The following is a 25160-nucleotide window of genomic DNA, read 5'->3' on the forward strand; positions in this document are numbered from 1 at the left end:
TCCACCCTATGCCGGGCGGCGGCCACCAGGGCGCGACCGCCCGGACGGACGAAGGGGGGCGGGCGGTGCGGAGGATCGACACGGCGGGGCCGGCCGCGCGCGGGGCGCTGGCGGGGGCCGTGCTGGGCCTGGTGGCGAGCCTGGAGGCGTGGGTGGCGGTGGCGTCCGAGCGCGGGTGCGCCTCGCCGTCCTGCATGCCGGGGGTGGAGCTGCTGATCGTGCTGACCGCGCTGCCGGTGTTCGTGCTGCTCGGCTGGGCGCTGCTGCACCGGGCCGGGGTCGAGCGGGGGCTGCGCACCGCGTTCGGCGCGGCCGCGCTGAGCGTGCTGATGCTGCGTCCGCTCTCCCTGGTGATCGACGAGCTGCCGCACGTCTGGCTGCTGGCCGTCCCGTACCTGGCGCTCTGCTTCGCCGCGGCCGCCCACCTGCTCGCCCGCGGCGCCTCCTCCCGCTCCCGGCTCCTGCTGGCCGGCGCGCTGACCGCGCTGCTGGCCCTCTCGGTCGCCGTCCCGGACCCCGGCCCGCGGCCCGGCAGCGCCCCCGCCGCGTCGAGGTGACCGCGCCCGCCTACCGGTACGTCGGACCGCCGGACGTCCGCGCCGGGGCCCGCACCGCCCCGCCGGGCACCCCGGTCGACTCGCCCGGGGCGCTCGCCGACTGGCTGGCCCGGCAGCCCGATCCGGCCGGCCCGTTCACGTACACGGTCGGGACGGACGGGGTGCTGCGGCTCGCGGACCGGCGCAGCGAGCACGTGGCGTGCGCGGGCGGCCGGGCGGTGCTGGGCGCGGGCGAGGTCGCCTTCGCCCCCGGGCCGCGGGTGGTGGAGGTGTCGAACCTGTCGACCGGCTACTGCCCGGACACCGCGTGCTGGCCGGCCGTCGCGGCGGCGCTCGCCCGGGCGGGCGCCGCGCACCCGGACGGCTTCACGTACCCGGCGGTGTTCCGGCGCTGCGTCGACTGCGGGGAGGTCTCGCTGGTGCGGGAGGGGTTCTTCGTGTGCGTCTTCTGCGAAGCCGACCTGCCCGAGCGGTGGAACGTCGCCCCGCCCCCGGTGTGACGGGCGCCACTTCCGCGCCCTGTCACACCGGTGGCGGCCGCGGGGTCAACCCTGCGGAAGGCCGGAAGGCACCGCACACAGCAAGAGGAGCCACCACCGTGGACGCACGTCTCGACTTCTTCGGGAACCCGCTCGGCGCCAAGTTCCTGAAGCACCTCAACTCCGCCGGGCACGTCCTGGGCGGGTCGGCCCTGCCGGCGGCCACCCAGGAGCTGGTGAAGATCCGCGCCAGCCAGATCAACGGCTGCGGGTTCTGCACCGACATGCACACCAAGGACGCCGCGCACGCCGGGGAGACCCAGCTGCGGCTGAACCTGGTCGCCGCCTGGCGGGAGGCCAGCGTCTTCACCGAGGCCGAGCGGGCCGCCCTGGAGCTCACCGAGGAGGCCACCCGGATCGCGGACGCGGCCGGCGGGGTCAGCGACGAGGTCTGGGAGCGGGCCGCCCAGCACTACGACGAGGAGCAGATCACCGCCCTGATCGGCCTGATCGCGGTGATCAACGCCTACAACCGGATCAACGTGATCGTCCGGCAGCCCGCCGGCGACTACGTCCCCGGCCAGTTCGGCTGAACCGTCCCGGCGCGGGAGGGCGCCGGGCCCGCCCCGGCGCCCTCCGCCCGCACGGCGTCCGGCACCCGTCAGGACCGGGACTGGACCGGGGCGGCGGACCGTCAGGAGAGTTCGCGGGCGGCCCGGGCGGCGGCCTCCCGGGCGGCCCGGTCGCAGCCGGCCAGCCGCAGCGCGGCGTCGGCCACCGCCGGGCCGACCCGCTCGCTCCCGAACGTCCCTTTCCCGCCGGTCCGTTCGCGGTCCCGGACCACCGCGACGCCGCCCTCGACCAGGCCGAGCAGCAGGTCGCAGCGCAGCTCGCGGCCGGGCTCGCCGGGGGCGATCAGCTCCAGCAACTCGCCGTAGGCGGACCGGAGTTCGGCGCGAGCACCACGGAAGCGGGCGAACCGTTCGCCGCGCACCTCGGGCAGCTGGTAGAGCGCGCCGAGGTTGTACAGGCCGCGGTGCAGCAGGGTGGCGTCGGCGGCGGCCAGCGCCCACAGCCCGGCGGCGGGATCGAGCCCGGGGCGGGCGAGCAGCGCCTGGGCGAGCAGCAGCGAGGGTTCGACGGTGGACTCCAGCAGGGTGGCGAGGATGTCCTCCTTGCGCGCGAAGTAGTGGTACATCGACGCCTGCCGCAGCCCGGCCCGCTCGGCCACCGCCCGGGTGGTGGTGGCCGCGTACCCGTTCTCCGTGAACAGCTCCGCCGCCGCCGCCAACACCTCGTCCCGGGGCGACAGTTCACTCCCCGAAGGCCCCGCCGCCCGGGGCCGCCCGACCCGCGCGGGCGGGCGGGAACGCTGGATGGCCATGCCCCGGATCCTGCCACACCCGCCGGCGTCCGCCCTCCTCCCACCCCTCCCCGGCGCAGACCGGCCGGGTGCGGGCGGCGTAGGAGCGGGCGGCGAGCAGCAGGCCGAGTCCGAGGCCGGTGAAGGCGAGGCCGCCGAACGCGATCATCCAGATCAGGCCGGCGGCGCTGGTGAACGGCGGGACGGGGCGCGGGGCGGGGAGCACGCCGGTGGCGAGCAGCGGGGCGGTGACGGTGAGGACGAGGCCGTACGCGGCCAGCGGCGCGCCGGTCAGCCAGGCCGGGACGAGCGGGAGCAGGCGCGGGACGCGGTGGCCGCCGAGCAGCGGGACCGGGCGTGGGAAGGTCTGGCCCCAGCGGTGCAGCAGCCCGAGCAGCAGCAGGACGCCGACGGCCGCCGCGAACACCGTGACGTCGACGCCGAGTTCGGCGAGCGCCCGGGCGGGGCCCGACGTCCCGTCGGCGGCGCTGGCGGCCCAGGCTTCGGCGGTGATGCCGAGGGCGTCGCCGCCGAGGGTCCAGACGGTCTTGACTCCGGCCCAGGGCAGCAGTCCGAGCAGCAGCAGGTACGCGGCGGTGCGGGTGCGCCGGTCGGGCGGGGCGGGGGCGGGGTGGTGCAGGGGTCCGGTGGCGGGGCCGGGGTGCGGCCGTCCGCAGCGCGGGCAGCGGCCGGTGCGGCGGCGCCGGCGGGTGAGCGCGGTGAGGACCAGCAGGGCGGCGCCGGCCGTGTCGAGCAGCACCCGGGCCAGGCCGGTGGCGCTCTCCAGGCCGCTGAGGGTGGCGAGTTGGACGAAGTGGACGGGCAGTCCGACGCTGCCCGCCGCGTACAGCGGGACGGTCAGCAGCAGGACGGCCGACACCGCGGACCGCCGGTGCGCGCCGCCGCGTTCCTCCCACCCCGTCCCGGCGGCGACGGCCGCCGCGCCCGCGAGCAGCGCCGCCAGGGCCAGCGGCGGGAACGCGGCGCGCGGGTACGCGGTGTGCGCGGTCCAGGGCACGGTGGTGCCGGCGGCGGCCCAGCCGAGCTGCACCGCCGCGTCCACCACGGCCCACAACCCGCTTGCGGCGGGCAGCAGTTCGAACCACCGCCCGCCTCGTGGCAGCTTCCGCACCGCGACTCCCCCCGACGTCCGTCCGCTGTCGGTTCGAGCCTCCCGCCCGCCGGACCCGGACGCCTCCTCCGTCCGGACCGTCCGCCCTCCCCCGCCCGGACGAGACCGGCCGGGCGGGGGTCGGCCTGCCGGAGGAGCCCGGATCCCCTTCGGGTGGTACCCGAACTCACTTTCAGCTAGCCGGTCTTCAGCCGGTCCGCAGCACCGGGATCCACAGCTGGGCGTGCGACTGCCCGGCGTCGTCCGGCAGCGGGCGGACCCGCAGGATCTCGGGCCCCGGCCGGTACTCGTACGGGTTGGACGGGATCCACTGCGCGGCCACGTCCGCCCACATCCGCTGCAGCGCCTGCGGGAACGGGCCGGTGCTCTCGAACACCGCCCAGGTGCCCGCCGGGCACTCCAACACGTCGAGGTCGGACGGGAGTTCGGGGGCCCCGCTGACCGCCGCGTGGTAGTAGTCGAGCAGGCTGCCCTCCGCGAACCCGTCCAGCCCGTCGGGGCCCTCCCCGGGGAGCCGGACGGTCGCCGAGAGCAGGCCCTCCGGTTCCTGGTCGGAGAGTGCGGCGATCCGCCGGGTGGTCTCCGGCGGGATGCCCCGGACGTGTTCGAGGATGTGCGGGTTGACGCCCTCGTGGATCAGCGGGACGCGTGCCTTCCGGCCGACCACCCGGAAGGCGTCCTTCTCGACGATGCGGTACTGCATGGTGCCACTCCCTTCGACGACGAGCCGGAAGGAGAGCCGGGGCTGCGCGTTCAGCACCGCGCCCCCGCGCCGCGCCTCCCCGGGGCCGACCCCGTGCAGCGCCCGGAACGCCCGGGCGAACGCCTCCCCGGAGCCGTACCCGTAGCGCACCGCGACGTCCAGCAGCGACGGCTCGCCGGCCAGCACCTCGGCCGCCGCGACGGTCAGCCGCCGGCGCCGGACGTACTCCGACAGCGGCATCCCCGCCAACGACGAGAACAGCCGCCGGAAGTGGTACTCCGACGTCCCGGTGATCCGCGCCAGTTCGGCCACGTCCACCCGCCCGTCGAGCTCCGCCTCCACCCGGTCCATCGCCTGGTTCAGCCGCTCCAGCACCCCGGCTCCCTTCCGACCCTTTCCTTGCCACCGACCCTAGGGACCGGCCCCTCCCCCGCACCCGACATTCCCTGCCCGCTCCGATCGGGTCCCCCGCCCCCGCTCACGGCAGCACCGGGGCAGGGGGGCACGATCCGGTTCAGCGCTCGGCCGCCCGGATCAGCCCGGCCGCCAGGCCCGCCGCGATCGCCGAGGTGCGGGAATCGACGCCGAGCTTGTCGTAGATGTGCACCAGGTGCGTTTTGACGGTCGCCTCGCTGATGAAGAGCCGTTTGGAGATCTGCCGGTTGGCCAGCCCTTCGGCGAGGAGCTGCAGGATCTCCGCCTCGCGCGGGGAGAGCGAGGGCCGGCCGGCCCGGACGCGGCCGAGCAGGCGGGCGGCGACGGGCGGGGCGAGGACGGTCTCGCCGCGGGCGGTGGCGTGGATGGCGGCGGCGAGGTCCTCGGGCGGGGCGTCCTTGAGCAGGTAGCCGGTCGCGCCGGCCTCGACGGCGGCGAGGATGTCGGCGTCGGTGGAGTAGGTGGTGAGGACCAGGACGGCGGGCGGGTCGGGCAGCGCGGTGATCCGGCGGGTGGCTTCGACGCCGTGCATGCCGGTGCCCATCTGGAGGTCCATCAGGACGACGTGCGGGCGCCGGTCGGCGGGCAGTGCGGCGAGCAGGGCGAGCGCGGCGGCGCCGTCGGCGGCCTCGCCGACGGCGGTGACCTCGGGCAGGTCCTCCACCAGGGCGCGCAGGCCGCGCCGGACCACGGGGTGGTCGTCCACCACCAGCACCCGGATCACCACCGCACCCCCGCGAACCCGAACCGCAGCGCCCCGCCCGACGACCGCCCGTCCGAGGGCCGCCCGTCCGCCGGCTGCCCGTCCGAGGGCCGCTCCGCCGGAGCGGGCGGCCCGACGGCGGCGCCCGGCGCCTCGACGGCCCGCAGCGGCAGCACCGCGGCGACGGCGGTGCCCTCGCCGGGGGCGGACTCGACGGTGAGGGTGCCGCCGAGCGCGGCGATCCGCTCGTGCATGCCGTGCAGGCCGAAGGAGTCGGGGGCGGGCGCGGTGGCGGGGTCGAAGCCGGTGCCGTCGTCGTACACGTCGAGTGTGACGGCGTCGTCGAGGTAGCCGAGGGTGACGGCGATGTGCGCGGCGGCGGCGTGCCGGACGGCGTTGGCGAGGGCCTCCTGGGTGAGGCGCAGCAGCGCGACCTCGGCTTCGACGGGCAGCGGGTGGGGTTCGCCGTCGCGGTGGAAGGCGGCGCCGGCGCCGTCGGCGAGGCGGCGCAGCGCGTCGGTGAGGGTGGTGCCGTCGAGCGCGGGCGGGGTGAGGGCGTGGACGAAGCGGCGGGCCTCGGCGAGGTTCGCGGAGGCGGTGCGTTCGATCTCGTCCAGCAGCGGCGCCGCCCCGGCGGGGCTGTCGGCGCCGCCGGCCTCGCGGGCGAGCAGCACGATGCCGGCCAGGCCCTGGGCGAGGGTGTCGTGGATCTCCCGGGCGAGGCGCTGGCGTTCGGCGAGCCGGCCGGCTTCGCGCTGGGTGGCGGCGAGTTCGTCGCGGGTGCGGACGAGGTCGTCGATGAGCCGTTGGCGGGCCCGGTTCTCCCGGTAGAGGGCGGCGTAGCCGTAGGCGGTGAGCAGGGCGACGGCGGCGCCGGCCAGCGGGCCGAGGACCTTGGCGGTGGTGAGGCCGCCGGGGGTGGTGGTCTGGGCGGCGACGACGGCGGCGGTGAGCGCGGCCACGGCGGGCAGTCCGAGGCGCGGCGGCAGGGCGTGCAGGCAGACGAAGTACAGCGGGAACGCGAGGTAGCTGAACTCGGGGTGCTGGAGGGTGAGTCCGATCCACAGCGCGGCGACGGCGAGCAGCCAGCAGGCGCCCAGCGGCCGCGACGCGCGGATCCGCCGCAGCGCGCCCCCGGCGGCGTACACGGCGGCGAGCGCCCCGGCGGTGGCCCAGCCGCCGGGCCCGAGCGCGCCGTCGGCGGCGGCGCGGGCCAGCAGCACGGCGAGCAGGGTGAAGAACAGGCCGTGCACGGCGAGGTTGGCCAGGCGCAGCGCGGGCGTCGGCCCGGCCGGGGAGGCGTGCGCGTCGGCCAGGGAGGCGTGCGCGTCGGCCAGGGAGGCGTGCGCGTCGGCCAGGGAGGCGTGCGCGTCGGCCGGGGGGACGGGCGGCGGTTCGGTACGGGGCACGCTGTCCGAGGGTACGGGGCGCCGAGCGGCCCGGGCCCCGGCGCGGCATCAACCGTTCGATGGATTTCCGGGTGCACCGCTCGACGGGTGCGCGCTCCCTCCCTCTCCCCGATGTCGGCGGCGCCCGCGCGGGCCAGGCTGGAACCGTCCCGCTTCCCGTCCGCTCGAAAGGTCTCCCGTGTTCGTCGCTTTGCGTGACATCCGCTTCGCCCGAGGGCGGTTCGCCCTGATGGGCGCGGTGGTCACCCTGATCACGACCCTGGTGGTGTTCCTGTACGGCCTGACCGGCGGCCTGGCCTCGGCGGCGTCCTCGGCGATCGCCGGACTCCCGGCGGACGGCGTGGTGTTCGGCGCCCCGGCGGGCGCGGAGGCGGAGGTGTCGTTCGCCTCCAGCACGGTCTCGCCGGGCCGGCGGGACGCGGTCGCGGCGGCGGGGGCGACCGAGGTGCACCCGCTGGGGGTGGCGATGTCGCGGCTGACGACGGGCGGCGGCGCGGCCTCGGTGAGCGTGCTGGGCACCGACGCGGCGCTGCTGCCGCCGCTGTCCCGGGGCGCGGCCCCGCAGGACGGGCAGCTCGCGGTCGGCGCCGACACCGCCGCCGCGTACCACCTGGCCCCGGGCAGCCGGGTGACGCTGGGCGCGCAGGAGCTGACCGTCTCGGCGATCACCGAGGCGCGCTCGCTCTCGCACGCCCCGAGCGTGTGGACCACCCCGGCGACCTGGCAGCGGGTCTCCGGGCAGCACCAGCCCACCGCGCTGGCGGTGCGCGGCACGCCGCACGGCCTGCCCGCCGGCCTGCGGGCGGTGCCGCTGGACGACGCGCTGGCGGGCATCAACGGGTACGCGGCCGAACAGGGCAGCCTGCAGCTGATCCAGGGCTTCCTGTTCGCGGTGAGCGCCCTGGTGGTCGGCGCGTTCTTCACGGTGTGGACGGTGCAGCGCCGCCCGGACATCGCGGTGCTGAAGGCGGTCGGCGCGTCCAGCGGCTACCTGGTGCGCGACGCGCTGGCCCAGGCGGCGGCGGTCCTGCTGGGCGGGGCACTGCTGGGCGGGGCGCTGGGCGCGGCGGGCGGGGCGTTCGCCTCCTCGGCGGTGCCGTTCGACGTGGGCGTCCTGACCGTCGGCGTGCCGGTGGCCGCGATGGTGCTGCTGGGCCTGCTGGGCGCGGCCCTCGCGGTGCGCCGGATCACCGCCGTCGACCCGCTGGCCGCCCTGGGCGCCAACCGATGAACCCCCGCCCCGCCCGCCCCGCCCGTCCCGCTCCGGAAGGCCCCGCCATGACCACCCCGAGCACCACCCCGAGCACCACCTCGGCCACCACCCCGACCACTGCTCCCGGCGCCGTCCGCACCGGCCTCGCGCTGCGCGGCGTGACCCTCACCTACCCGGACGGCGAGCACCGGCTGACCGCCCTGGACGACGTCGAACTGGCCGTCGCGCCGGGCGAGTTCGCGGCCGTCGCGGGCCCGTCCGGCTCCGGCAAGTCCAGCCTGCTGGCGGTCGCGGCGACGCTGCTGCGCCCGGACCGCGGCGAGGTGCTGGTCGACGGCGTGGACGCGGGCGCGCTGGGCGAGCGCGACCGCACCGCGCTGCGCCGCGAGCGCCTGGGCATCGTCTTCCAGCAGTCGAACCTGCTGGCCTCGCTGACCGCCGTCGAGCAGTTGCTCGTCCTGGAGTCGGTGCGCGGCCGCCGCCCAGCCCGGGCCCGGGCCCGCGCCGAGGAGCTGCTGGAGTCGGTCGGCCTGGCCGGCGCCAAGCAGCGCCGCCGCCCGCACCAGCTGTCGGGCGGCGAGCGCCAGCGGGTGAACATCGCCCGCGCCCTGTTCGGCAGCCCGTCCGTCCTGCTGGTGGACGAGCCGACCTCGGCGCTGGACCACGAGCGCGGCGCCCAGGTCGTCGACCTGCTGGCCGAGGTGACCCGGGCGCACCGCACCGCGACCGTGATGGTCACCCACGACCGCGAGCTGCTGGGCCGCGCCGACCGCGTCCTGACCATGCAGGACGGCCGCCTCACCGCCGCCTGAACGCGCAGGCTCCCCGCGCAGTGCCCGGCGGTGGCGCGCCCCGCGCAGGCGTCTCAGCGTCGCCCCGCCTCCCCCAGGTAGACGGAGGCGGCGACGACCTGGCTCTCGGGCGGCGGGGTGGCTCCCACCGGCTGGTCGAAGTCGGTGAACGAGATGGAGCTCGCCGTGCCCAACCGCAGGTCGAGCAGGTGGGGCGCGCCCTCGGCCGCGATGGCGAGTTCGCTCGTCGTGTCGCCGTCGTCCCTGGTCGTGATGACGGTGGCGTCGACGCCCCCGACCTGCTTGCTGGGCAGTTCGCCGACGGGGCGGCCGACGTCCGCCACGCCGGTTCCGCGCTGCGCGTCCAGGCCGATCCGGCAGTAGACGGCGTACGCGGTGGCGGCCGCGCTGTCGGCCGGGAAGGACAGCCAGTAGCCGGGGGACAGGCCGGTCAGCTTGGTCGCCCGCGCCAGGTACCGGGCGTCCGGCCGCATCCAGAGGGTGCCGCCGGTGCGGATCAGGTCGACCCCGCCCTGCTCGGGGATGTCCACCGAGCCGGCGCAGTTGCCGTGGCGGTCGGCGGCGAAGGTGCCGGAGGTGGTGCCGGCGCCGTCGAGCGCGAGCCGGAAGGTGACCTTGACGGAGTCCAGTTCCGTCCCGGCGTCGTGCGAGCGCTTCAGCAGCGCCGCCGGCTCCGACGACGCCTGCGGGTCCGTCCCGCCCGGGTCGCCGGGCCCGCAGGCGGTGAGGAGCGCCACCGCGGTTGCGGTCAGGGCGGTGGCGGCGAGCAGCCGGCTGGTGCGCATCGGTGGTACTTCCGGTTCGTTCGGGGGGGTCGGCCGCGCGATCCTGGCAGGCCGGCGGACCGGTTCGCCGACGGCCCCCGCCTCGTTTACCTCCCCTTTGCCGGTGAAGAGCCGCGCCCCTTCCGAAATCCCCGTCAGCCCCCGCCCCGGAAGAGCCGTCCTCCCCCGCCCCGGAGAAGCCGTCGGCCCCGGCACCCCGCGACGGCGGGGCACCGGGGCCGGAGAGGTTCCGGGGCCGGAGAGGTTCCGGGGCCGGAGGGTTCCGGGGAGGGGGCCTCAGCGGGCCGGCAGCCGCAGCGCGGTCGTCGGCTCGGCGGGCTGCCCGGCGGCCTTGTCGCCGACCGCCCACAGGTGGCGGATGTGGCCGAGGTGCCGGGTCATGCACTCCTGGGCGGCTTCGGCGTCGCCGGTGAGCAGCACGTCGAGCAGTTCGAGGTGCTCCTCGGCGGAGGTGACCAGTTCGCCCTGCTGGTCGAGCCGGTTGAGGCCGTAGAGGCGGGAGCGCTTGCGCAGGTCGCCGACGGTCTCGACCAGCCGGGCGTTGCCGGCCAGCGCGAGCAGGTCGAGGTGGAACTGCCGGTCGGCTTCCAGGTAGCCGATCAGGTCGTGCTTGCGGGCGGCCGCGACGATGGCCTGGGCCTGCGGGCGCAGGGCCTCCAGCTGTTCGGCGGTGGCGATCCGGGCGACCTGGCCGACGGTGGGGACCTCGATCAGGGCGCGGATCTCGGTGAACTCGTCGAGGTCGCGGTCGGAGAGCTCGGTGACCCGGAAGCCCTTGTTGCGGACGGCCTCGACCAGGCCCTCCCGGGCCAGGTCGAGCATCGCCTCGCGGACGGGGGTGGCGGACACCCCGAAGTCGGTGGCCAGCGTCGGGGCGGAGTAGACCACCCCGGGACGCAGCTCACCGGAGATGAGTGCCGCACGCAGGGCGTGGGCGACCTGGTCGCGCAGCCGCTCCTGGACGGAGATGAGGTTGCGGGGCTTGAGGTCGGCCATGGTGTTCCTCCGGAGGTCCAATAGGGCCTCATTGTACAATGTCACGTTGCGGAGAGTGAATGCCCTACGTGCGGTCGTCGCTGTGCGTGTCCCGGCACAGCCCCCCGCCCTCCGACCGGCCCACCGTCAGACCGGCCCGCCGTCCGACCGGCCCGCCCTCCGACCGGCCCGCCGTGCTACTCCGCGGCCAGGTACTGCGCCGCCGCCACCGCCAGATCCTGCCAGGCCATGCCGACGCTCTTGAAGAACCTGGGTCGATCATGGCGGACTCCGACCTTCCCGGTGACCAGTTCGGCCAGATTGGCGAGCCGTTCGGCCCCCGCCCCGGCCATCAGCAGGTCGCCGGCCTCGCGCAGCGCGACCTCGCGGGCCTCGACGAACAGGTCGGCGCGGCCGACCAGTTCGGCGTCCACCTCGCGGGCGTCCGGCTCGTGCGAGCCGACCGCGGCGACGGCCGCCCGGTCGGGCACCAGCCGGCCGTCGAACAGCGGGGTGCGGGCGGTGGTGCAGCACACCACCAGGTCCGCGCCGGCGACCGCCTCCGGGCCGCCGGTCCGGGCCGCCAGGCCCAGCGCGGCGGCCCGTCCGACGAGTTCCGCGGCGGGCCCGGGGCGGCGGGCCACCACGGTGACCTCGGCCAGCCCGGGCAGCACGGCCCGGAGCGCCTCGACGTGGCCGAGCGCCTGCGGCCCGGCGCCGAACACCACCAGGTGCCGGGCGTCCGGCGCGGCCAGCGCCCGCAGCGCGAGCGCGGTGACGGCGGGGGTGCGCAGCGAGGTGAGCGCCGCCCCGTCGAGCAGCGCGACGGGCTGCAGGGTGGGGCCGTCGAGCAGCAGGTACGAGCCGGTGATCCGGGGCAGTCCGGCCGCCGGGTTGGCGGGTGCCACCCCGGCGATCTTCACGCCCGCGAACCCGGCGGTGGCGGCGGGCATCAGCAGCAGTTCGCCGGCCGGCACCGGGATGGTGGCGCGGGCCGGGCAGCCCTCCACGTCGAGGCCGTCGAGCAGGGCGCGCTCCAGGGCGTCCACCGCGTCGGCGTGGCCGAGGGTCAGTGCGAGTTCGGGCACGGTCACAGCAGGAACCCCGCGCCCAGGCTGTCCTCGTGGTCGAGGACGAAGCGGTGCTCGCCGGTGCGGTGCGCGGTGCCGGTGACCTCGGTGACCACGCCGCCGTCCTGCGGTTCGCGGACCCGGCCGGTGAAGACGGTGCCGATGATCGAGTCGTGGCGCAGCACCCGTTCGCCGCCGAGGGCGCCCTCGTCGGCGAGCAGGGCGAGCCGGGCGGAGGTGCCGGAGCCGCACGGGGAGCGGTCGATCTGGCCGTCGGCGAAGACGGTGACGTTGCGCTGGTGCGGGCCGGTCGGCGTGTCGGGCAGCTCGTCGTACAGGATGACGCCGTAGACGCCGTCGCGGTGCGCGGCGAGCGCCTCGTGGCCCTCCAGCGCGGCCCGGACCTCCCGCCCGGCGGCGGTGAGTTCGGCGAGCCGGTCGGGGACGACGGACAGGCCGAGCGCGGCGGCGGGCAGCGAGGCGTAGACCGCGCCGGAGTGCGCCAGGTCGACCTGGACCGTGCCGCGCGAGGTGGCCAGCTCGACCTTGCGGGCCAGCACCCGGGTCGGGACGTTGCGGAAGGTCACCGAGGTGGTGCGGCCGCCGCTGCGGTGCACGGTGGCGCTGACCCGGCCGGACGGGACGTCGATCCGCACCAGCGCGGTGCCGTCCTCGGGGGCGGGCACCAGGCCGGTGTCGACGGCCCAGGCGCCGAGCGCCATGGTGCCGTGGCCGCACGCGGTCGAGTAGCCGTCCTTGTGCCAGAACAGGACGCCGAAGTGGGCCTCGCCGTCGTCCGCGGGCACGATGAAGCCGCCGTACATGCCGGCGTGGCCGCGCGGTTCGCGGGTCAGCAGGCGGCGCACGTCGTCCAGCGCGCTGGGGCGCGGCGCGGTGGCGCTGCCGCCCGCGCCGATCGCGATCGAGCGGCGCTCGGCGACGGTGTCGCCGGGGATCGGCGGCAGGCCCGCGATGACGATCCGGAACGGCTCGCCGGCGGTGTGGTAGTCGGTGGTGGAGACCTGCTGGTTCATCAGTACTCCCCGGCGGGCAGCACGCTGACGGTGCGCGACGCGGTGTAGAAGTCGAGCACGGCCTGGCCCTGCTCGCGCGAGCCGTACGAGGCGCCCTTGGCGCCGCCGAACGGCAGGTGGTAGTCGACGCCGCTGGAGGGGGCGTTGATCCGGATCATGCCGGCGTCCAGGCGGTCCGCGGCGGCCAGCGCCACGTCCAGGCTGCGCGAGTGGACGGAGGTGGAGAGGCTGTGCCGGGTGTCGTTGGCGAGCGCGATCGCCTCGTCCAGGTCGGCGGCGGGCACCAGCACGGCGAGCGGGCCGAAGAACTCCTCCTCCAGCAGCGGGTGCCCGGCGGGGACGCCCTCGACCAGGGTCGGCTCCAGGAACCAGCCGGCCCGGTCGGCCCGGGCGCCGCCGGCCAGCACGGTCGCGCCGCCCGCGCGGGCGGTGTCGACGGCGTCGGTCAGCCGCTCCAGCGACCGGCGGTTGATCACCGGGCCGCAGGAGGTGGTCGGCGCGGACGGGTCGGCGGCCGGGGTCCCGGCGAGCGCCTTGGCGAGCGCCTCGGCCAGCGGCTCGTACGCGTCGCCGACGGCGATCACCCGGCTGGTGGCGGTGCACTTCTGGCCCGCGTAGCCGGCGATGGCGTTGGCCAGGTGCGCGGCGGCCTGCGCGATGTCGGCGTCGGGCAGCACCAGCGCGGCGTTCAGGCCGCCCATCTCGGACTGCACCGGGATGCCGCGCTCGGTCGCCCCCGCGATCACCGAGCGGCCCACCCCGGTCGAGCCGGTGAAGGAGATGACGTCGGCGCCGCCGATCAGTGCCGTCCCCGCCTCGGCACCGCCCGGCACGATGGTCAGCACGCCCTCGGGCAGGCCCGCCAGCTCGGCCAGCCGCAGCGCCACCGCGACCGCCTCGGAGGACGGCTTGAGCACCACGGCGTTGCCGACGGCCAGCGCGGGCGCGGCCTTCCAGGTCGGGATCGCCAGCGGGAAGTTCCACGGCGTGATCAGGCCGGCCACCCCGTACGGGCGGCGGCGGGTCAGCAGCAGGCCCTGCCCGGCGGCGGGCTCGTGCACCTCGCCGGAGGCGGCGAACGGCGCCTGCGCGTAGTAGCGCCAGATCGCCACCGTGCGGGCGACCTCGCCGCGGGCCTCGGCGATCGGCTTGCCGACCTCGCGGACGACCAGTTCGGCCAGCTCGTCGGCGGCCCCCTCGATCGCCGAGGCGGCCCGGGTCAGCGCCAGCGACCGCCCGGCCGCGCCCAGCGCCCACCAGCCGCGCTGCGCCTCGCGCGCGCCCGCGATCGCCCCGGCGACACCGGCGGCGTCCGTCGACGGCACCGAGACGACCAGGTCGTCCGGGTCGGCGGGGTTGTACGAGTCGATCGTGGTCATTGCTCAGGAACCTTTCGCAGAGGGGGAGTCGGCGTGCGCGCCGCGACGGGGGGACGCGGGTGGGCGTGGTCCGGGCACGGGCGGCGGGCGGTGCGCCCGGTTCCGCCGAACCGGGCGCGCCCCCCTGCTCCGCCCGTACCCCGAACACGCCCGCCCGCGCCGCCCGTTACAGCAGGAAGCCCGCCGGGAACGGGTCGGTCGGGTCGAGGAAGTACTGCGCGGTGCCGGTCACCCAGGCCCGGCCGGTGACGGTCGGGACGACGGCGGGCAGGCCGGCCACGGTGGTCTCCTCGACCAGGCGGCCGACGAAGGTCGTCCCGATGAAGGAGTCGTTGCGGAAGTCGGCGCCGAGCGCCAGCTCGCCCCGGGCGTGCAGCTGCGCCATCCGCGCCGAGGTGCCGGTCCCGCAGGGCGAGCGGTCGAACCAGCCGGGGTGGATCGCCATCGCGTGCCGGGAGTGCTTCGCGTCCGAGCCGGGCGCGAGCAGCTGGACGTGGTGGCAGCCGTGGATCGACGGGTCCTCCGGGTGCACCGGCCGGTCGTCCGAGGCGTTGATCGCGTCCATCATGGCCAGCCCGGCGGCCAGGATGTCGTCCTTGCGCCCGCGCTCGAACGGCAGCCCGAACCGCTCCAGCGGCAGGATGGCGTAGTAGTTGCCGCCGTACGCCAGGTCGTAGCCGACCGTGCCGTAGCCGGGCACCTCGACCTCGCGGTCCAGCGCGACCGCGTACGAGGGCACGTTGCGGAGGGTGACGCCGACCGCGGCGCCGTCCTCCACCGCGACGTCGGCGACCACCAGCCCGGCGGGGGTGTCCAGCCGGACGGTGGTGACCGGCTCGACCACCGGCACCATGCCGGTCTCGACCAGCACGGTGGCGACGCCGATGGTGCCGTGGCCGCACATCGGCAGCAGGCCGGAGACCTCGATGTAGAGCACGCCGAAGTCGGCGTCCGGCCGGGTGGGCGGCTGCAGGATCGCGCCGCTCATCGCGGAGTGGCCGCGCGGTTCGTACATCAGCAGCGTGCGGAACGCGTCGAGGTGCTGCTGGAAGTGGGTGCGCCGCTCGGCCATGGTGGCGCCGGGGATGGTGCCGAAGCCACCGGTGATCACCCGGGTGGGCATCCCCTCGGTGTGCGAGTCGACGGCGTGGAAGACGTGACGGGTCCGCATCGCGGTGCTCTCTCCAGTCGGCTGCTGACGGGTCCGGCGCGGCGTCGGTCCGGACCGGCTCCCCCCTGGGCCGGTCCGGACCCCGCCGCGGTGGGGCGGTTACCTGTGGCCGTCGGCCAGCGCCTTCTCGGTCGCGGCGCGCACCGCGGCCTCGATCTCCGGGACGAGCGGCAGGCGCGGGGCGCGGGTCGGACCGCCCGGGCGGCCGGCGATGTCCATGGAGAGCTTGATGGACTGGACGAACTCGGTCTTGGAGTCCCAGCGCAGCAGCGAGTGCAGCGACTTGTAGAGCGGGAGGGCGGTGGCCAGGTCGCCGGAGACGGCGGCGTGGTACAGCTCCGAGCTGGCGGCGGGCAGCGCGTTCGGGTAGCCGGCGATCCAGCCGACGGCGCCGGCGAGGGCCAGCTCCAGCAGCACGTCGTCGGCGCCGATCAGCAGGTCCAGCTCGGGGGCCAGTTCGCCGATCTCGTAGGCGCGGCGGACGTCGCCGGAGAACTCCTTGACGGCGACGATCGAGCCGTCGGCGTGCAGCTGCGCGAGCAGCGACGGGACGAGGTCGACCTTGGTGTCGATCGGGTTGTTGTAGGCCACGATCGGCACGCCGGCCTCGGCGACCTCGGAGTAGTGGGCGCGCACCGCGGCGTGGTCGGCGCGGTAGGCGTTCGGCGGGAGCAGCAGCACGGAACCGGCGCCGGCCTCGGCGGCCTGCTCGGCCCAGCGGCGGGACTCGGCGCTGCCGTAGGCGGCCACGCCGGGCATCACGCGGGCGCCGTCGCCGGCCGCCTCGACGGCGGTGGTGACGACCTTGGCGCGCTCCTCGGCGGTGAGGGTCTGGTACTCGCCCAGGGAGCCGTTGGGGACGACGCCGTCGCAGCCGTTGTCGATCAGCCAGCGGACGTGCTCGGCGTAGGCGTCGTAGTCCACCGAGAGGTCGTCACGGAAGGGCAGCGTGGTGGCGACCATGATGCCGCGCCAGGGTCGGGCGGCGTCGTGGGGGGTGCGGGTCATGGGGGATCTCCCTCGATATGATGTGTGACATTTTACAAAGGGGCGAGGCGGGCCACAAGGGGGCACACCACCCCAACCGGTCCGGAACCGGGAGGAGCGGCGCCTACTCCTCGCGCGGCGCGGCCAGCTGCGCCAACGGGACGGGACAGGAGAGCGGGCGGCTGTCGGCCGCCCCGGCGGCGCCGCCGGACAGGCAGGCCACCGCGGGCCCGCACATCCGGCCCTGGCACCAGCCCATGCCGGCCCGGGTGAGCAGCTTGACCGTCCGGGCGTCGCCGGCGCCGAGCTCCGTCACGGCCGCGCGGATCTCCCCGGCGGGGACCTCCTCGCACCGGCAGACGTCGGTGTCGTCGGTGACCCAGCCGGTCCAGTCCGGGCCGGGGGCGTGCGCGGCGGCCATCAGCGCGGCGAACGCGCGCCGCCGCCGCCGGGTGGCCAGCTCCCGGGCGGGGGCCGGGCGGTCGGCCACCGCGTGGGCGGCCAGCACGCCCTCGGCGAGCGCCAGGTCGGCGCCGCCGACCCCGCAGGTCTCCCCCGCCGCCCACAGCCCGGGCACGCTGGTGCGCTGCCGCGCGTCCACCTTGAGGGCGACCGCGCCGTCCGGCCCGGTGACCGTCTCGGCGCCGAGCTCGACCGCCAGCTCGATCTGCGGGACGAGCCCGTGGCCGATCGCCAGCGCGTCGCACTCGATCCGCCGCCCGGTGCCCGGCACCGGCTTCCAGCGGGCGTCCAGCCGGGCCACCGTGACGGCGGTGACCCGGTCGGTGCCGTGCGCCTCGACCACGGCGCTGCCGCGGCGCAGCCGCACACCGCGCCGCAGCAGCGCGGCGCCGTGCGAGGCGCCCTCGGCCAGCTTCGCGGGGTTGCCGGCCAGCACCGGCAGGCCGCGGGCGTAGCCGAGGTAGGAGGTGGCCTCCACGATCGCGGGGACCTTCGCGCCGGCCGAGACCAGCGAGGAGGCGGCGGCCAGCAGCAGGGGGCCGCTGCCGGACACCACGATCCGGCGGCCGGGCAGCACCAGCCCGGACTTGAGCATCGCCTGCGCGCCGCCCGCGGTCACCACTCCGGGCAGCGTCCAGCCGGGGAAGGGCAGGTGCCGCTCGTAGGCGCCGGTGGCCAGCAGGACGGCGCGGGCCAGGACGGTGGTCCGGTCGCCGGCTCCGGGGCCGCGGGTGGCGTGCAGGCGCCAGGGCCTGGCGTCGTCGCCGGGCGCGCCCGCCTCGGCCGCCCACACGTGGTGGCCGGCCAGGTGGTCGACCAGCGGTGCGGCCGCCAGCCGGTCGCGCAGCCGGGCGAAGACCGCCCAGCCGTGGTGCAGCCTCCCGGGGCGCGCGGCGCCCAGTTCGGGGGCCGGGTGCCGGTAGTACTGTCCGCCGGGCCGGCTGCCGGCGTCCACCAGGGCGACCCGCAGGCCGAGCCCGGCGGCGGCGTCGGCCGCGGCCAGTCCGGCGGGGCCGGCGCCGATCACCGCGAGGTCGTACACGCCCGCGTCGGCGCCGTGCGGCTCAGACTTCGAGGTCGGCATGGCCGTGGCCCTCCTGGGTGGTGACGGCGTCGCCGTGCTCGGCGGGCAGCAGGCACAGGCGCTGGTTGGGGCGGCCGTTGACGGTGGCCAGGCAGTCGAAGCACTGGCCGATGCCGCAGAACGCGCCGCGCGGCCGGCCGCCGGAGCGGGTGGTGCGCCAGGCGAGCACGCCGTCGGCCCAGAGCGCGGCGGCCAGCGTCCGGCCGGGCAGCGCGGGCACCGGGCGGCCGTCGAACAGGATGGTGCGGGCGGGGCCGGGTTCGGCGCCGACCAGGTCGAGCGGGTCCATCGGGCTACTCCTCGCCTTCACGTGCTTCGTACCGCGCGGGCCGCTGCTCGGCCGGGCGGAGGCCGGTCCGCTCCGGGCGGTGCCCGCCCACCGGGCGGGGGATCGCCACGCAGTCGCCGCCGAGCAGCGCGAACGGGTCGCGCGCCGCGCTCACCGCCCGTCCTCCTCGTCCCGGTGGTCCTCGAACCGCTCCGGCCGGAACGGGTCCAGGTCCAGCTCCGGCTCCTCACCCGTCAGTTGACGACTGATCAGCAGCCCGGTGGCGGGCGCCAGGCCGATGCCCGCGCCCTCGTGCCCGCAGGCGTGGTAGAGGCCCGGCACCCGGGCGTCCCGCCCGATGGCCGGCAGGTGGTCCGGCAGGTACGGGCGGAAGCCCCGGTAGGAGCGCTGGACCAGCACGTCGCGCAGCACCGGGAACAGCGCGGCGGCCTGGGCGGCCAGCCGGCGCAGCACCTCGGGGTCGAGCGTGCGGTCGAAGCCGACCCGCTCGCGGCTGGCGCCGATCAGCACCGGCCCGGCGGGGGTGCCCTCGACCACGGCGGAGGACTGCAGGTCCGCCGAGCCGGAGGCGACGTCGGCGACGTAGTCGGCGGCGTACACCTTGCGCCGGACGATCCGCGGCAGCGGTTCGGTGACCAGGACGAAGCCGCGCCGGGGCAGGACCGGCAGGCGCACGCCGGCCAGCGCGGCGAGTTCGCCGCCCCAGGTGCCGGCCGCGTTGACCACGGCGGGCGCGGCGATCTCGCGGCGGCCGGTGACCACGCCGGTGACGGCGCCGCCGGGGCCGCGCAGCAGGCCGGTGACGGCCTCGCCGAGGTGGCGGTCGGCGCCGGAGGCGCGCAGCAGGTGGGCGGCGGCCAGCGCGGGCTGCACCTGGGCGTCCTGCGGGTAGAGGTAGCCGCCGGGCAGGCCCTCGGCCAGGTGGGGCTCCAGCGCACGCAGCTCGTCGGCGGCGACCGGGACGGCCTCCACGCCGGCCGCGCGCTGCCCGGCGGCGAAGCGCCGCAGCGGTTCCAGGCCGGCCGGCTCGGTGGCGACCACCAGGCCGCCCTTGGGCTCGTACTCGACCCGCTCGCCGAACTCGGCGGCGAGGTCGCGCCACAGGCCGGCGGAGAACAGGGCGAGGTCGAGCTCCGGCCCGGGCTCCTTGTCGGAGACCAGCAGGTTGCCTTCGCCGGCACCGGTGGTGCCGCCGGCCACCGGGCCGCGGTCGACGACCGCGACCTTCAGGCCGGACCGGGCGGCGTAGTAGGCGCAGGCGGCGCCGACGACGCCGGCGCCGACCACCACGACGTCGTAGGGGTTTCGCTTGAGCACGTCAGTAATATGTCACATGGCCTGAATCGCGGGCAAGCCCCCCACCAGCACCGATCCCGGCGGACGGACGAAGGGCGGCCCCGGACCGCTGTGGTCCGGGGCCGCCCTTCGGCACGCTGGGTTCACCCCCGCGTCAGGTGATGTCGTCGATCTGGTCGCGGCGCGCGGCAGGGATCGGCGCGGCGGGCTCCACCGTCTCGACCCGGCCGACCGCCTCGGCGCCGCCGACCGCCTCGACCGACAGGTCCACCTCGGAGGCCTCCTCGTCGCTCAGCCCGGCGTCGGGGTTGCGGGCCGCCTTGCGCTTGTCGTTCAGCAGCGCGATGCCGGCCGCCAGGAAGTACAGCGCCCAGATCGGCGCGGCCAGCGCCAGCATCGACAGCGGGTCGGCGGACGGGGTGGCGAAGGCCGCGAACACCGTGATGCCCATGACCATCGCGCGCCACCAGCCGAGCAGCCGCTTGCCGCTGAGCACCCCGACCAGGTTCAGCATCACCAGGAACAGCGGCAGTTCGAAGCCCGCGCCGAACACCAGCACCATGCGGGTGATCAGGTCCAGGTAGGTCTCCACCGGCACGATCGACTTGACGCCGGGCGCCACGAAGCTGATCAGCATCTCCGCGGTCACCGGCATGACGATGTACGCGAGCGCGGCACCCACCAGGAACAGCGGGGTGCCGGCGGCCAGGAACATCACCGAGTAGCGGCGCTCGTGCCGGTGCAGGCCCGGGGAGACGAACTTCCACAGCTGGTACAGCCAGACCGGGGTGGCGGCCACCACGCCGGCCGTCAGGCTGACCTTCAGCATGACCGTGAACGGCGTGGTCAGACCGATGTTGGAGACCTCGGCGCAGTGCGCCACGCCGGGGGCCGGCCGCCCGTCCGGGCCGCAGGCGGGCAGCGGTTCGATCAGGAACTGGAGCAGCGACTTGTGGTAGAACGCGGCGACGATCGTGAAGACGACGATCGCCAGCACCGCCTTGACCAGCCGGTTGCGCAGTTCGCGGAGATGGTCGGCGAGCGCCATCCGCCCCTCAGGGTCCTTGGCCGCCTTGGTCGTCTTGCTCAACCCGGTCCTCGAATCGTGCGCTCGTCGTAGTCGGAGTGGTGCGGGAGCCCGCCGGGGGTGCTCAGGCGGCCCGGTCGGGGTGGGAGGCGCCGGGGGCGGCCTTGACCACCCGGTCCGGTTCGGCGGCCGGCCGCCCGGCCGGGGCGGGGGCGGGCGCGGCGGACGCCGCCCGCCCGGAGTCGAACTCCCCGCGCAGCGCCTTGCCCTCGCTCTTGAGGATCCGCAGCGACCGGCCGAGCGCCCGCGCCGCGTCCGGCAGCCGCTTGCCGCCGAACAGCAGCACCGCGCAGACCGTGATCAGCAGCAGCGAGCCGGGCGAGAAGAGTCGCATCTCGGAAGCACCGCCTTCCTTGTCCGGGAGGCAGGGCTCCCCCTCTGCGGGCGATGGTAGCCGCTCGGGGTGTCGCCGCGGGAACCCGGTCCCCAACGATCGGGTACCGGCTCCGCCCGGCCCGGTCCGTCCCGACCGGGCCGTCCCGACCGGCCCGGTCCGGCCCGACCGGCTCAGTCCGTGACCGGCCCGGGCCGGGAGGCGTCGGCCGCCCGCTGCAGCGCGCTCACCGCGCCGTCCACCTCGCGGGCCAGCGCCCGGGCGTCCAGCCACAGCCGCAGCGCGAGCACGCCGAGCACCAGCAGGCCCGCGGTGGACAGCAGGACGGCCCCGACCAGGGTCCAGTTCACGTGCGGGCCTCCCCTATCCGTCCACCGGCAGCAGCCGCATGGTGTGCACGCCGGCCTCGGTGAGCGCGGCGACGATCCTCTCCCCGGCGATCTTGCGGACGGCGGCGCCGCAGGCCGGGCAGCTGAAGCTGTAGAACGTCCGCTCCTTGCTGGCGCCGAGGGCCAGCCGGAACTCGGCGGCCGGGAGCTCGACCTTCTCCCGGCACTGCGAGCAGTACACCTTGAATCTGGTGCCGTCGGTCACGTGGTTCGGACCCGTCCGTCCCGGTAGTGCTCCAGCGCGGCCAGCGCGGCGGTGCGGGCCTGCTCGGCGAGCCCGGCGGGCGCGGTGATCCGGCCGTCCCGGCCCAGCCGCAGCGCGAGGGTGCGCAGCCCGGCGGGTTCGGCGGAGCGCAGGGTGATCCGCAGGCCGCCGTCGGGCAGTTCCTCGGCGCTGTCGTGGGTGTAGTACTCGGCGACCCAGCGGCCGCCGGGGCCGACCTCGACCACCACCTGCGGGTCGTCGGCGGTGGGGGCGACCAGGCCGGCCGAGAGGTCGCGGGGCTGGAGCCGGGGCGGGTTGGCGGGCTCGTCGAGGACCTTGATCTCGGCGATCCGGTCCAGCCGGAAGGTGCGCCGGTCCTCGGAGGTGCGGCACCAGCCCTCCAGGTAGGTGTGCCCCTCGGTGACCAGCCGGATCGGGTCGACCTCGCGCTCGGTCAGCTCGCCGCGGCCGTGCGACCAGTAGCGCAGCCAGATCAGGCGGCCCTCGCTGAGCGCGCGGTCGATGTCGGCGAAGACGGTGCCCTCGGCCTCGAAGGTGACGCCGATCCGGGCGGCGGACTCGGCGCTCTCGCCGGCCGCGTCCTCGATCTTGGCGACGGCCCGGGTGAGCGCCTGCCGGTCCCGCTCGCGCAGGCCGGGCAGTCCGGCCACCGCGCGGGCGGCGACGAGCAGCGCGGTGGCCTCGTCGGCGGCCAGCCGCAGCGGCTGGGCGACGTCGTCGACGTTGTGCCACCAGATCCGCTCGCCGTCGGTGTCGATGTCGAGCAGGTCGCCGCCGCGGAAGGACGTCCCGCACATCGGCAGCACGTTCAGGTCGCCGATCAGCTCGCGCTCGGTGATCCCGAACGCCCGCGCCACCTCGGCCACCTCGGCGCCGGGCCGCTCGCGCAGGTAGGTCACCAGCGACAGCATCCGCCGCGTCTGGTCGATCGCGTTGCTCACTGTCCTACCTCCGCGAGACCGGCGACGGCGCGCAGCCGGTCGATGACGTCGGCCCGCAGGTCCTCGGGGCCGATCACGATGACGTCGGGGCCGTACTCGGCCAGGTCGGCGCCCAGGCCGTTGCCGTGCGGGATGTCCAGCTCGTCCCAGTCGGCGTCCACCGGCCGGGTCTCCAGCGCGCGCTGGCGCAGCGGGTAGGCGGCGCCGGAGCGCACCTTCACCACCGCGACGGCGGTCGCGCCCTCGCCGGCGAACCGGGCCACCACGGCCCGGACGTCGACGTGCTCGGGCACCTCGCCGGTGAACGCGCCGGCCCGGGAGCGGACCTTGCCGGTGATCCGGGAGAGCCGGAAGACCCGGGCCGAGCCGCGGTCGCGGTCGTAGCCGGCCAGGTACCAGTGGCCGCGCCAGCACTCCAGCGCCCAGGGTTCGACCGAGCGCGGCTCGGCGCTCGCGGCGCCGGCCTTGCGGTAGTCGAAGGTGACCGGCCGCCGGTCGCGGGCCGCGGTGAGCAGCGGCTCGAACGCGGCCTCCCGGCCGGGGATCCGCGGCTCCAGCGCGCCGTGCTCGCGGTCCTCGACGAACGGGACGCCGGCGGCCCGCAGCTTCTGCAGGGCGCCGCTGGCCGCGCCGGACATCTTGGCCTGCTGCCAGACCCGGGCGGCCAGCGCCAGCGCGGCGGCCTCCTCGGCGTCCAGGGCGATCTCCGGGAGGCGGTTGCGGTCCCGGCGGGCGAGGTAGCCGACCTCGCCGTCGAGCGCGTTCTCGTCCACGTCGATGACCAGTCCGAGTTCCCGCAGGTCGTCCTTGTCGCGCTCGAACATCCGGTTGAAGGCGTCCTCGGAGCCCTGCTGCCAGGCCTCCCGGTACGCCTCGACGGACTCGCGCAGCTCTTTCTTGGAGAGCGGACGCCGGGTGTTCATCAGGCACAGGGCGAGGTTCATCAGCCGCTCTGCCTTGGCGATCGCCATCGCTGACCCTTCCTCCGATCGGGGGTGACCCGCCTGACCGTACCGGTACGGGCAGGTCCAGAGAAAGCCGAACCCCCGGCTCCTGGTGGAACCGGGGGTCCGGGGGCGCGTCCGAGGTCAGACGCCCAGCAGGTCCACCACGAAGATCAGGGTGGAGCCGGCCGGGATGAGCGGGCTCGGCGACTGGTTGCCGTAGGCCAGGTGCGGCGGGATGACCAGCTCGCGGCGGCCGCCGACGCGCATGCCCTCGACGCCCTGGTCCCAGCCCTTGATGACCCGTCCCTTGCCCAGCGGGAACTTGAAGGTCTGGCCGCGGTTCCACGAGGCGTCGAACTCCTCGCCGGAGGCGAAGGTGACACCGACGTAGTGGACCTCGACGGTCGCCCCGGCCTTGGCCTCGGCGCCGTCGCCGACCACGATGTCGCGGATCTGGAGCTCGGTCGGGGCGTCGCCGCCCGGGAAGTCGATCTCCGGCTTGGTCAGGCTCACGATTGCTCTTCTCGTTCGGTTGCGCGGACGGGACTCATCCTAGGCGTACCGGCGGGCGGTCAGCCGTCGCTCCCGCCGACGCCGGCGTCCAGGATGTCCACCACGAAGACCAGGGTGGAGTTGGCCGGGATGCTCTCGCTCGCCTGGTCCTTGTAGCCGAGCGAGGCGGGGATGACCAGCTCGACCCGGCTGCCGATGTTCTGGCCGACGATGCCCTTGTCCCAGCCCTCGATGACCTTGCCGGCGCCGGCGGTGAAGGTGAACGCCTGGCCGCGGTCGAGCGAGGAGTCGAACTTCTTGCCGTCCTTGTAGAGCACGCCGGTGTACTGCACCAGCACGTTCTCGCCGGCCTCGACCTTGCGGCCCTTGCCCTGGATCAGCACGTGGCTCTTCAGCTCGGTCGGGTCCGCGACGCCCTTCGGCGGGGTGATCTCGGCCGGCTTGCTGCCGTTGTCCTTGACCTGCGGGAAGTCCGCGGGCGGCGGGGTCACGTCACCGGAGAGCACCGCGCCGGGCGCGTTGGCCTGCCGGATGTCCAGCACGAAGACCAGGCTGTCGCCGGCCCCGATGCCCAGCTGGCTGTTGCCCTGCGGGCCGAACGCGGCGGTGGGCGGCGCGACCACCACGAGGCGGGAGCCGGCCTTGTGGCCCTCGACGGCGTTGTCCAGCGCGGGGATCAGCGACCCGCCGCCGGCCTGGTAGAGCTGCGGCTTGCCGTTCTGCTCGCCGTACGAGCCGGGGATCTCCTTGCCGGTCTGCCAGTCCATCGCCGTGTAGTCGACGGAGACCCAGTTGCCCTTCTCGACCTTCGGGCCGTTGCCCGCGGACAGCTCCTTGACCACGAACGTCCCGTCGGGGGCTTCCTTGGGCAGGGTGATGGTCGCCTTCGAGCCGAAGTCGCCGGCCACCGTCGGCATCACCTTGGCGCTGTCCTTGATCGGCGGCACCGGCGCCTGGGTCGGCGCGTCCGAGGCGCCCGCGCTGGGGCTGGCCGTCGCCGCGTCGGACTTCGCGGCGGGCTTGCTGCCGCCGTCCTTGTTGACGTAGTACAGCGTCACCGCGGAGGCGATCAGCAGCACCGCGAGGACCGAGCCCAGGATGACGCCGAGCCGGCCCACCCCGCCCGGGTCCTCGTCGTAGCCCGCCTCGGACAGCGGCACCTTGCGCTGGTTGGACGCGAAGACCTGCGGTGCCTGCTCGGTCCTGGCTTCGGCGGCGGGCACGGCGACGGGCGGCGCCCAGCCGGCCTGGGTCAGCATCTCGGCCGGGACGACGATCGACTCGCGGTCCACGGGAGGCTTGTTCCCGGTGTTGTCGGCCTCGCCCGGGCTCGACGCTTTCTCAGACATGACTCCCCATTCGACTCGCCCGACGACGCGTGTACC

General features: G+C 76.0%; 29 protein-coding genes. 5 read left to right on the forward strand and 24 right to left on the reverse strand.

Features of this window, described 5'->3' with window-relative positions; genetic code table 11:
• Window positions 1–65 precede the first annotated feature (65 nt).
• The 3 genes from ACZ3J7_RS16675 to ACZ3J7_RS16685 all read left to right on the forward strand — a co-directional run bounded on the left by ACZ3J7_RS16675 (window position 66) and on the right by ACZ3J7_RS16685 (window position 1629).
• Window positions 66–557, forward strand: a complete 492-nt coding sequence (locus ACZ3J7_RS16675) for a hypothetical protein (protein ID WP_465621313.1) — start codon at window positions 66–68, stop codon at window positions 555–557.
• Window positions 554–1057, forward strand: a complete 504-nt coding sequence (locus tag ACZ3J7_RS16680) for a hypothetical protein (RefSeq protein ID WP_465621315.1) — start codon at window positions 554–556, stop codon at window positions 1055–1057. The genes ACZ3J7_RS16675 and ACZ3J7_RS16680 overlap by 4 nt, the downstream gene beginning before the upstream one ends.
• A 98-nt stretch (window positions 1058–1155) precedes the next feature.
• Window positions 1156–1629, forward strand: a complete 474-nt coding sequence (locus ACZ3J7_RS16685) for a carboxymuconolactone decarboxylase family protein (RefSeq protein WP_465621317.1) — start codon at window positions 1156–1158, stop codon at window positions 1627–1629.
• A gap of 101 nt (window positions 1630–1730) precedes the next feature.
• Here ACZ3J7_RS16685 and ACZ3J7_RS16690 read toward each other — a convergent pair whose 3' ends face one another.
• From ACZ3J7_RS16690 to ACZ3J7_RS16710, 5 genes are all read right to left on the reverse strand, one after another.
• The gene (locus tag ACZ3J7_RS16690; RefSeq protein ID WP_465621319.1) at window positions 1731–2420 is read right to left on the reverse strand and encodes a TetR/AcrR family transcriptional regulator; all 690 of its coding nucleotides are present in this window, start codon (window positions 2418–2420) and stop codon (window positions 1731–1733) included.
• A complete protein-coding gene (locus ACZ3J7_RS16695) occupies window positions 2350–3531 on the reverse strand; it encodes a hypothetical protein (protein ID WP_465621321.1) in 1182 nt (393 codons plus the stop codon). Before ACZ3J7_RS16695 ends, ACZ3J7_RS16690 begins: the two co-directional genes overlap by 71 nt.
• 187 nt (window positions 3532–3718) lie before the next feature.
• Window positions 3719–4609 (reverse strand): AraC family transcriptional regulator, encoded by an 891-nt coding sequence (locus ACZ3J7_RS16700; RefSeq protein WP_465621324.1) that lies wholly within the window; start codon window positions 4607–4609, stop codon window positions 3719–3721.
• 139 nt (window positions 4610–4748) lie between these two features.
• Window positions 4749–5393, reverse strand: a complete 645-nt coding sequence (locus tag ACZ3J7_RS16705; RefSeq protein WP_465621611.1) for a response regulator — start codon at window positions 5391–5393, stop codon at window positions 4749–4751.
• Window positions 5390–6688: a sensor histidine kinase gene (locus tag ACZ3J7_RS16710; protein WP_465621613.1), complete on the reverse strand. Its 1299-nt coding sequence runs from the start codon at window positions 6686–6688 to the stop codon at window positions 5390–5392. The genes ACZ3J7_RS16705 and ACZ3J7_RS16710 overlap by 4 nt, the downstream gene beginning before the upstream one ends.
• A gap of 271 nt (window positions 6689–6959) precedes the next feature.
• Here ACZ3J7_RS16710 and ACZ3J7_RS16715 point away from each other — a divergent pair, with 271 nt between their 5' ends.
• Window positions 6960–8012 (forward strand): FtsX-like permease family protein, encoded by a 1053-nt coding sequence (locus tag ACZ3J7_RS16715; protein ID WP_465621326.1) that lies wholly within the window; start codon window positions 6960–6962, stop codon window positions 8010–8012.
• A 47-nt stretch (window positions 8013–8059) separates the two neighbouring features.
• On the forward strand, window positions 8060–8806 hold the full coding sequence (locus ACZ3J7_RS16720) for an ABC transporter ATP-binding protein (protein WP_465621329.1): 747 nt from the start codon (window positions 8060–8062) through the stop codon (window positions 8804–8806).
• A gap of 53 nt (window positions 8807–8859) precedes the next feature.
• Here the strand turns inward: ACZ3J7_RS16720 and ACZ3J7_RS16725 are convergent, their stop codons facing one another.
• The 19 genes from ACZ3J7_RS16725 to ACZ3J7_RS16815 form a co-directional block, all read right to left on the reverse strand.
• A complete protein-coding gene (locus ACZ3J7_RS16725) occupies window positions 8860–9591 on the reverse strand; it encodes a hypothetical protein (RefSeq protein ID WP_465621332.1) in 732 nt (243 codons plus the stop codon).
• A gap of 276 nt (window positions 9592–9867) precedes the next feature.
• The gene (locus ACZ3J7_RS16730; RefSeq protein ID WP_465621334.1) at window positions 9868–10587 is read right to left on the reverse strand and encodes a GntR family transcriptional regulator; all 720 of its coding nucleotides are present in this window, start codon (window positions 10585–10587) and stop codon (window positions 9868–9870) included.
• Between the two features lie 176 nt (window positions 10588–10763).
• The gene (locus ACZ3J7_RS16735) at window positions 10764–11660 is read right to left on the reverse strand and encodes an ornithine cyclodeaminase family protein (protein WP_465621336.1); all 897 of its coding nucleotides are present in this window, start codon (window positions 11658–11660) and stop codon (window positions 10764–10766) included.
• A complete protein-coding gene (locus ACZ3J7_RS16740) occupies window positions 11657–12670 on the reverse strand; it encodes a proline racemase family protein (protein WP_465621338.1) in 1014 nt (337 codons plus the stop codon). The genes ACZ3J7_RS16735 and ACZ3J7_RS16740 overlap by 4 nt, the downstream gene beginning before the upstream one ends.
• The gene (locus ACZ3J7_RS16745; protein ID WP_465621341.1) at window positions 12670–14049 is read right to left on the reverse strand and encodes an aldehyde dehydrogenase family protein; all 1380 of its coding nucleotides are present in this window, start codon (window positions 14047–14049) and stop codon (window positions 12670–12672) included. Before ACZ3J7_RS16745 ends, ACZ3J7_RS16740 begins: the two co-directional genes overlap by 1 nt.
• Before the next feature lie 166 nt (window positions 14050–14215).
• Window positions 14216–15220, reverse strand: coding sequence for a proline racemase family protein (locus tag ACZ3J7_RS16750; protein WP_465621343.1), 1005 nt, complete (start codon window positions 15218–15220; stop codon window positions 14216–14218).
• A gap of 99 nt (window positions 15221–15319) precedes the next feature.
• Window positions 15320–16228 carry a dihydrodipicolinate synthase family protein gene (locus tag ACZ3J7_RS16755; protein ID WP_465621345.1) on the reverse strand — a complete coding sequence of 303 codons (909 nt, stop codon included), beginning with the start codon at window positions 16226–16228 and terminating at the stop codon, window positions 15320–15322.
• Window positions 16229–16331: 103 nt separating this feature from the next.
• Window positions 16332–17753 (reverse strand): FAD/NAD(P)-dependent oxidoreductase, encoded by a 1422-nt coding sequence (locus ACZ3J7_RS16760; RefSeq protein WP_465621347.1) that lies wholly within the window; start codon window positions 17751–17753, stop codon window positions 16332–16334.
• Window positions 17734–18042 (reverse strand): (2Fe-2S)-binding protein, encoded by a 309-nt coding sequence (locus tag ACZ3J7_RS16765; protein ID WP_465621349.1) that lies wholly within the window; start codon window positions 18040–18042, stop codon window positions 17734–17736. Before ACZ3J7_RS16765 ends, ACZ3J7_RS16760 begins: the two co-directional genes overlap by 20 nt.
• Window positions 18043–18046: 4 nt before the next feature.
• Window positions 18047–18196: a hypothetical protein gene (locus ACZ3J7_RS16770; protein WP_465621351.1), complete on the reverse strand. Its 150-nt coding sequence runs from the start codon at window positions 18194–18196 to the stop codon at window positions 18047–18049.
• Window positions 18193–19359, reverse strand: a complete 1167-nt coding sequence (locus ACZ3J7_RS16775; RefSeq protein ID WP_465621353.1) for an NAD(P)/FAD-dependent oxidoreductase — start codon at window positions 19357–19359, stop codon at window positions 18193–18195. Before ACZ3J7_RS16775 ends, ACZ3J7_RS16770 begins: the two co-directional genes overlap by 4 nt.
• 133 nt (window positions 19360–19492) lie before the next feature.
• Window positions 19493–20386: a twin-arginine translocase subunit TatC gene (gene tatC, locus ACZ3J7_RS16780; RefSeq protein ID WP_465621615.1), complete on the reverse strand. Its 894-nt coding sequence runs from the start codon at window positions 20384–20386 to the stop codon at window positions 19493–19495.
• Window positions 20387–20489: 103 nt separating this feature from the next.
• Window positions 20490–20759, reverse strand: a complete 270-nt coding sequence (locus ACZ3J7_RS16785) for a twin-arginine translocase TatA/TatE family subunit (protein WP_465621356.1) — start codon at window positions 20757–20759, stop codon at window positions 20490–20492.
• Window positions 20760–20932: 173 nt separating this feature from the next.
• Window positions 20933–21109 carry a hypothetical protein gene (locus ACZ3J7_RS16790; protein WP_465621359.1) on the reverse strand — a complete coding sequence of 59 codons (177 nt, stop codon included), beginning with the start codon at window positions 21107–21109 and terminating at the stop codon, window positions 20933–20935.
• A gap of 13 nt (window positions 21110–21122) precedes the next feature.
• Window positions 21123–21353 (reverse strand): hypothetical protein, encoded by a 231-nt coding sequence (locus ACZ3J7_RS16795; RefSeq protein ID WP_465621361.1) that lies wholly within the window; start codon window positions 21351–21353, stop codon window positions 21123–21125.
• The gene (locus ACZ3J7_RS16800) at window positions 21350–22285 is read right to left on the reverse strand and encodes a helix-turn-helix transcriptional regulator (protein WP_465621617.1); all 936 of its coding nucleotides are present in this window, start codon (window positions 22283–22285) and stop codon (window positions 21350–21352) included. Before ACZ3J7_RS16800 ends, ACZ3J7_RS16795 begins: the two co-directional genes overlap by 4 nt.
• 26 nt (window positions 22286–22311) lie before the next feature.
• On the reverse strand, window positions 22312–23286 hold the full coding sequence (locus ACZ3J7_RS16805) for a helix-turn-helix transcriptional regulator (protein ID WP_465621363.1): 975 nt from the start codon (window positions 23284–23286) through the stop codon (window positions 22312–22314).
• 117 nt (window positions 23287–23403) lie between these two features.
• A complete protein-coding gene (locus tag ACZ3J7_RS16810; RefSeq protein ID WP_380331750.1) occupies window positions 23404–23775 on the reverse strand; it encodes an FKBP-type peptidyl-prolyl cis-trans isomerase in 372 nt (123 codons plus the stop codon).
• Between the two features lie 59 nt (window positions 23776–23834).
• Window positions 23835–25124 carry an FKBP-type peptidyl-prolyl cis-trans isomerase gene (locus ACZ3J7_RS16815; protein ID WP_465621366.1) on the reverse strand — a complete coding sequence of 430 codons (1290 nt, stop codon included), beginning with the start codon at window positions 25122–25124 and terminating at the stop codon, window positions 23835–23837.
• Between the last annotated feature and the right edge of the window lie 36 nt (window positions 25125–25160).

This window comes from Kitasatospora sp. NPDC015121 (genome assembly GCF_055562955.1).

Bases quoted from the DNA above. Each gene is read 5' to 3' on its own strand.
- ACZ3J7_RS16730 (WP_465621334.1), bottom strand. From the start codon at position 10,587: ATGGCCGACCTCAAGCCCCGCAACCTCATCTCCGTCCAGGAGCGGCTG.
- ACZ3J7_RS16720 (WP_465621329.1), top strand. From the start codon at position 8,060: ATGACCACCCCGAGCACCACCCCGAGCACCACCTCGGCCACCACCCCG.
- ACZ3J7_RS16805 (WP_465621363.1), bottom strand. From the start codon at position 23,286: ATGGCGATCGCCAAGGCAGAGCGGCTGATGAACCTCGCCCTGTGCCTG.
- tatC (WP_465621615.1), bottom strand. From the start codon at position 20,386: ATGGCGCTCGCCGACCATCTCCGCGAACTGCGCAACCGGCTGGTCAAG.
- ACZ3J7_RS16815 (WP_465621366.1), bottom strand. From the start codon at position 25,124: ATGTCTGAGAAAGCGTCGAGCCCGGGCGAGGCCGACAACACCGGGAAC.
- ACZ3J7_RS16785 (WP_465621356.1), bottom strand. From the start codon at position 20,759: ATGCGACTCTTCTCGCCCGGCTCGCTGCTGCTGATCACGGTCTGCGCG.
- ACZ3J7_RS16755 (WP_465621345.1), bottom strand. From the start codon at position 16,228: ATGACCCGCACCCCCCACGACGCCGCCCGACCCTGGCGCGGCATCATG.
- ACZ3J7_RS16690 (WP_465621319.1), bottom strand. From the start codon at position 2,420: ATGGCCATCCAGCGTTCCCGCCCGCCCGCGCGGGTCGGGCGGCCCCGG.
- ACZ3J7_RS16740 (WP_465621338.1), bottom strand. From the start codon at position 12,670: ATGAACCAGCAGGTCTCCACCACCGACTACCACACCGCCGGCGAGCCG.
- ACZ3J7_RS16725 (WP_465621332.1), bottom strand. From the start codon at position 9,591: ATGCGCACCAGCCGGCTGCTCGCCGCCACCGCCCTGACCGCAACCGCG.
- ACZ3J7_RS16760 (WP_465621347.1), bottom strand. From the start codon at position 17,753: ATGCCGACCTCGAAGTCTGAGCCGCACGGCGCCGACGCGGGCGTGTAC.
- ACZ3J7_RS16745 (WP_465621341.1), bottom strand. From the start codon at position 14,049: ATGACCACGATCGACTCGTACAACCCCGCCGACCCGGACGACCTGGTC.
- ACZ3J7_RS16800 (WP_465621617.1), bottom strand. From the start codon at position 22,285: ATGCTGTCGCTGGTGACCTACCTGCGCGAGCGGCCCGGCGCCGAGGTG.
- ACZ3J7_RS16750 (WP_465621343.1), bottom strand. From the start codon at position 15,220: ATGCGGACCCGTCACGTCTTCCACGCCGTCGACTCGCACACCGAGGGG.
- ACZ3J7_RS16765 (WP_465621349.1), bottom strand. From the start codon at position 18,042: ATGGACCCGCTCGACCTGGTCGGCGCCGAACCCGGCCCCGCCCGCACC.